Consider the following 1,493-nt stretch of genomic DNA (forward strand, 5'->3'; position numbering starts at 1 on the left):
TTAGTCTCTTTGAACTCGCATGACACCTAACGCCGCATGGTTGGCAGTGCAAATCACGCCTTTACCTGACAGTGACTGACGGACGCAGCCTCCTCCGAATAAGTCATTGAGCATGAAGACACCAAGTACCATAGTTTCATCAGACTCCACAAACACGCCTTTCGGCGTCATCGATATGGCAGGGTGTCGCTTTCCAACCACTCGCTTTTGCAGAATAAATAGGGGAGAGTTAGGGGAAGCAGCGTCTGACAGGATTTGATGCCAAGTATCTTGATCGCATTCCCAGCCGCACGTGACACCATGTCCACCATAGCCGATGGCACTTTTTAGTACCCAATCCTTCTTATTGAGTGTTAAAAGCTGCGACAGGTTGGATTCACCGACGGCATACGTCTTGGGAACAGACACCTCGATGAGCTGCCGCTCTTGCTCGGAAACCGAAGCTAAAACATCATCTTGGTGCAAAATAGCCAAAGCAGCTTTGCTCATGTAAAGCTCACTGAATGGGTGAATGATCGAATGAATTTTCCCGCTTTTCAGACCACTCAAATAGCCTGAGTAACCATCCAAATCCTTTGCCATATCACTTAGCGTGAATACTTCAAAAACAGCAATATCACCCGTATGCGAGGCGAGCACATTCTGTAGCTCATTGTGGGGGATCGCGCTGACTTCGATATCCAGATGTGTGCTCAGGGCTCCCGCAGCGCTATTGGCGACTAAAGGGCTGTCTTTAAACTGAATGAAATCATCAACAACGACAAGTTTTGGGTTATTGAGGGACGCTAGCTTTTGAGCCACAGCAGGGCAGATATGTGAATAAGGAGACTGCCAGAACTCGTCGATCTTAAGACCTGAATCTTCGACTTTTTCGTTTTCAAGCGCCTGATCATACAGTGCCTGTATACCGTCATAGGCAAATCCACCTATGGCGCCGCCAACATTGACTTCCATAACTTTCCAATGATTGCCGTCATCCAGAATGTCCCACCTGCAAGGTATGATTCCGTTAACGCCTTTCAGTTGTTCCATCAGTGAGATCACTCTCTCATCTGAAAAGCCAAGGGCATTAGCAAACGCATCCATCTCGCCATCGAAAGCGATATTAGGGAGGTTACGAATCAGGTTAAATAGCTCATGTAGAATTTTTGTCTGTTTTTTAACCAATTTCTCGGGATATACCACAGGGGTCATCAATAAATGCCAGTCGGGTCGGGAAAATCGACTGTCCGCGCCACTTAGTCGAATGTCATCGGCTAAGTCGTCTGCCAAAGGATTCTCTTCAAAGTAGTCGAGCCAAAAATCATTTGATTGCATATTTATCCCTAGAAAAAGAACCTAATTCTTTGTTTTTAAAACAAATGTGAGAGCTATGAAATGAATAAGTCAATATTTATGAGCAAACCATTATAAACTTTAACAAGTCATTTACAATTGTCTCGATGTCGTATAAGAATATGTAAATTTTTGTATCAAAGTTTAGGCATTATCAG

At 44.5% G+C, this 1,493-nt stretch carries 1 protein-coding gene; it reads right to left on the reverse strand.

The genetic code is table 11. The features are described from left to right. Complete coding sequence (locus QMG91_RS07770; RefSeq protein WP_281830097.1) at nt 1-1,317, reverse strand: hypothetical protein; 1,317 nt, start codon at nt 1,315-1,317, stop codon at nt 1-3. Nucleotides 1,318-1,493 lie beyond the last annotated feature (176 nt).

The organism is Vibrio nigripulchritudo (assembly GCF_027924785.1).
Classification (GTDB): domain Bacteria; phylum Pseudomonadota; class Gammaproteobacteria; order Enterobacterales; family Vibrionaceae; genus Vibrio; species Vibrio nigripulchritudo.

Coding starts and splice junctions, on each gene's coding strand:
- QMG91_RS07770 (WP_281830097.1), bottom strand. CDS start 1,317: ATGCAATCAAATGATTTTTGGCTCGACTACTTTGAAGAGAATCCTTTG.